5 protein-coding genes are annotated in these 2,839 nt (G+C 65.4%); 1 reads left to right on the top strand and 4 read right to left on the bottom strand.

The window, feature by feature from the left end:
- Both ABYW26_RS12835 and ABYW26_RS12830 read right to left on the bottom strand, forming a co-directional pair.
- The coding region (locus ABYW26_RS12835; RefSeq protein WP_372605299.1) for a c-type cytochrome at window positions 1-827 on the bottom strand (827 nt) is incomplete at its 3' end.
- Window positions 828-880: 53 nt separating this feature from the next.
- Entirely contained in the window at window positions 881-1,357 is a 477-nt protein-coding gene (locus ABYW26_RS12830) for a cytochrome c (protein WP_372605298.1), read from the bottom strand.
- A gap of 94 nt (window positions 1,358-1,451) precedes the next feature.
- Between ABYW26_RS12830 and ABYW26_RS12825 the strand changes: the two genes are divergently transcribed.
- A complete protein-coding gene (locus tag ABYW26_RS12825) occupies window positions 1,452-2,309 on the top strand; it encodes a LysR family transcriptional regulator (protein ID WP_372605297.1) in 858 nt (285 codons plus the stop codon).
- Here the strand turns inward: ABYW26_RS12825 and ABYW26_RS12820 are convergent.
- Together ABYW26_RS12820 and hpt are read right to left on the bottom strand one after the other, a co-directional pair.
- The gene (locus ABYW26_RS12820) at window positions 2,306-2,485 is read right to left on the bottom strand and encodes a hypothetical protein (RefSeq protein ID WP_372605295.1); all 180 of its coding nucleotides are present in this window, start codon (window positions 2,483-2,485) and stop codon (window positions 2,306-2,308) included. The two genes, ABYW26_RS12825 and ABYW26_RS12820, sit on opposite strands and share 4 nt — an antisense overlap.
- A partial coding sequence (gene hpt, locus ABYW26_RS12815) for a hypoxanthine phosphoribosyltransferase (protein ID WP_372605294.1) occupies window positions 2,482-2,839 on the bottom strand: 358 nt, incomplete at its 5' end. The genes ABYW26_RS12820 and hpt, both read right to left, overlap by 4 nt.

Genomic DNA, 2,839 nt, shown 5'->3' with positions numbered 1-2,839 from the left:
TGGCCAGCGTTTTCGACCACCGAGGCCATGTGACCACCGGCGCTGTCAAATTCGGGCGTAAAGCCGGTTTCCAGATAATAGGCGATGTCCTGCGCGCTCCAATCCAGCGTGGCGGGGGTGAGGCCGGGCACTTTGCCTTTAGCGTCCGGGGTCGGCGCCCCGGTCAACCATTTGCTACGGAGGATGCCGCCCAGCGGATTGCGCGGGGTGTGGCATTCGCCGCAATGGCCGAGGGCCTCGACCAGATAGCGACCGCGGGTCAGTTGTGGGTCCAGATCGCCGCTGATCACCCAATCGCTGCGCGCGAACAGCAGTTTCCAGCCGCCAAGGCTGCGGCGGATGTTGAAGGGAAAGCCCACGTCATGCGGTTGGCTGGCGGTTGCGACCGGCGGCAGGCCATCGATGAACGCCTTGAGATCGGCGATGTCCTGATCCGTGGCGTGTTGATACGAGGTATAGGGGAAGGCCGGATAGTAATGCGCGCCTTGGGGCGAGACGCCGCGCAGCACGGCGTTGGCGAACTCGGGCAGGCTCCAACCGCCGATGCCGTTTTCGGGGTCGGGCGAGATATTCGGGGCCAGAAAGGTGCCGAACGGGCTGGCAAAGCGTTGCCCGCCGCCCAAGCGCAGTTTCGCCTCGCCCGTGGCGCCCTCGGCGGCGTGGCACGAGGCACAGCCTGCCGCCCAGAACACGGTTTCGCCGCGGCTGGCATCACCGGTCAGCCCGGTAAGGCGATCCTTGGGCAAGGGCCGCGGTGCGGTGATCAGCCAGAACCCGGCCAGCCCGATCAGGACCAGACAGAACAGGGCAAGAAACAGTCGACGCATGGCACTCCCAAAGGTTGCGGGCGGCGCTTGGGCCGCCGCCCGATGCTATCGGCTTATTCGGGGGTGCGATAGGCTTTGTGACAGGCGCCGCAGGCGGCACCGACCGGGCCGATCGCGCCGCGCAGTGCCTCAAGATCGGTGCTGGCCGCCAGAACCAGCGCATCGACTGCAGTGTTCAAAGCGGCGGATTTCGCGGCCACGTCGGGCAGGTTATCCCACAGCTCGGGCATGGCGCGGGTTCCTTCGACCGACATCGAGTCCGAGTCGGGCGGGAAATAGCTGCCGATGCTGAGATCGCTGAGCAGGTCGAGGTTCTTGGCGGCTTTGCCGGCATGATCGGCGTCATAGGCGGCATCGCCTTTGGCCATGGCCACCAGCACGCCGATATTGGCGGCGTTCAGTGTCATTACGGCTTTGCGGGCCTTGATCGCGCCTTCGATCATCTTGGCGTCCGGCGAGGCGGCAAAGACGCCGCTGGTAGAAAGCCCCAGCGCAAGGGCGGTGGCGGCACACTTGGTAAGAACAGACATCAATTTCTCCCTGTCAGAATTGTGATGTGTGAAAAAGCCTAAGCCTGTGCGAAAAGAATACCAGTCGAAATTAATGCGGGCAGGTCGTGAGAATATGCACAGCGACAATTGGGATGATCTGCGGTTCGTTCTGGCGGTGGCCGAGGCCGGCACGGTCAGCAGTGCGGCGCGGCAATTGGGGGTGAACCATGCCACGGTTTTGCGCCGGATCGCCGCGTTCGAGGAACGCCACGGCGCCCCGGTGTTCGAACGCACGCCGCAGGGATACAGCATTCTGCCGGATCGTCTGCGGGTGATCGAGGCCGCGCGCGAGGTAAAGATCGCCGTGGACGGGGTCGAGCGCCGCATCCGTGGGGTTTCGACCCCGCTGACCGGCGAGGTGCGGGTGACCTCGACCGATACGTTCTGTTACGCGGTGCTGCCGGCGGTTCTGGGCCGGTTGTTGAAACGCGAGTCCGGGTTGCAACTGTCGCTCTTGTGCACCAATGCGCATCTGGATCTGGCGCGGCTTCACGCCGATATCACCGTGCGCCCGGCCCAGCAGTTGGGCGATGACATGATCGGGCAGGTGGCGGCCAGTCTGGGCTTTGCGATCTATGCCACGGCGGGGGCGCCGGATCGCTGGCTGGGTCTGGCCGGCGCGCCGGGGCGGGCGCGGATCGGGGTCTGGCTGCGCGAACAGGTCGGGTGCGATGCGCCGGTGGCCACTGCGGACAGCTTTCTGGTGCTGCGCGAACTGGTGGCGCAGGGGCTGGGCAAGACGGCGCTGCCTTGCGTGCTGGGCGATGGCGATCCGCGATTGATCCGGCTGGCGGGCACCGGTCCCGAGCTGGACATCCCGATCTGGGTCGCCAGTCATGCCGAATTGGTCGATGTGCCGCGCATTTCAGCGGCGCGGGCCTTGCTGGTCGAGGAACTGGGCCGCGATGCGGTGCGGCTGGCCGGGCGTTAGTTGATCCGGCCTTTCGGCGTGCCCTCAAGCGTCAGCCAGTCGGGCCAGCCGATCCAGTGATCGACCGCCCACAGCGCCAGACAGATCGCGATCACCGCAAGCACCAGAACCACCCGGCGCTGCGACGGCGGGCGGTGCGCCCATTTTGCCATCCGCAGAAACGGCCGCAGGTTCATTCCGGGAACCGCACCTTGCCGATAAAGGGCAGGTTGCGATTGCGCTGGGCGTAATCGATGCCATAGCCGACAACGAATTCGTCGGGGATTTCGAACCCGATCCATTTCGCCCGCACCGGCACCTCGCGTCGGGCCGGTTTGTCCAGCAGGGCGCAGACCTCAAGCCGCCGTGGCGCCCGGCCGTTCAGCATGTGCAGCACATGTTTCAGGGTAAAGCCGGTGTCGACGATATCCTCGACCACCAGCACGTCGCGGCCCTCGATCTCGCCGCGCAGATCTTTCAGGATCCGCACCTCGCGCGAGCTTTCGGTCGAGTTGCCATAGGAAGACGCCTCAAGGAAATCGACCTCGACC

The organism is Actibacterium sp. (genome assembly GCF_041584535.1).
GTDB lineage: Bacteria > Pseudomonadota > Alphaproteobacteria > Rhodobacterales > Rhodobacteraceae > Actibacterium_D.
The sequence above is the reverse complement of the archived record's forward strand: the minus strand, read 5'-3'. Positions and strand labels throughout refer to the sequence as shown.

Excerpts from the sequence above, each read along its gene's own strand:
- ABYW26_RS12830 (WP_372605298.1), bottom strand. The coding sequence starts at position 1,357 with ATGTCTGTTCTTACCAAGTGTGCCGCCACCGCCCTTGCGCTGGGGCTT.
- ABYW26_RS12825 (WP_372605297.1), top strand. The coding sequence starts at position 1,452 with ATGCACAGCGACAATTGGGATGATCTGCGGTTCGTTCTGGCGGTGGCC.
- ABYW26_RS12820 (WP_372605295.1), bottom strand. The coding sequence starts at position 2,485 with ATGAACCTGCGGCCGTTTCTGCGGATGGCAAAATGGGCGCACCGCCCG.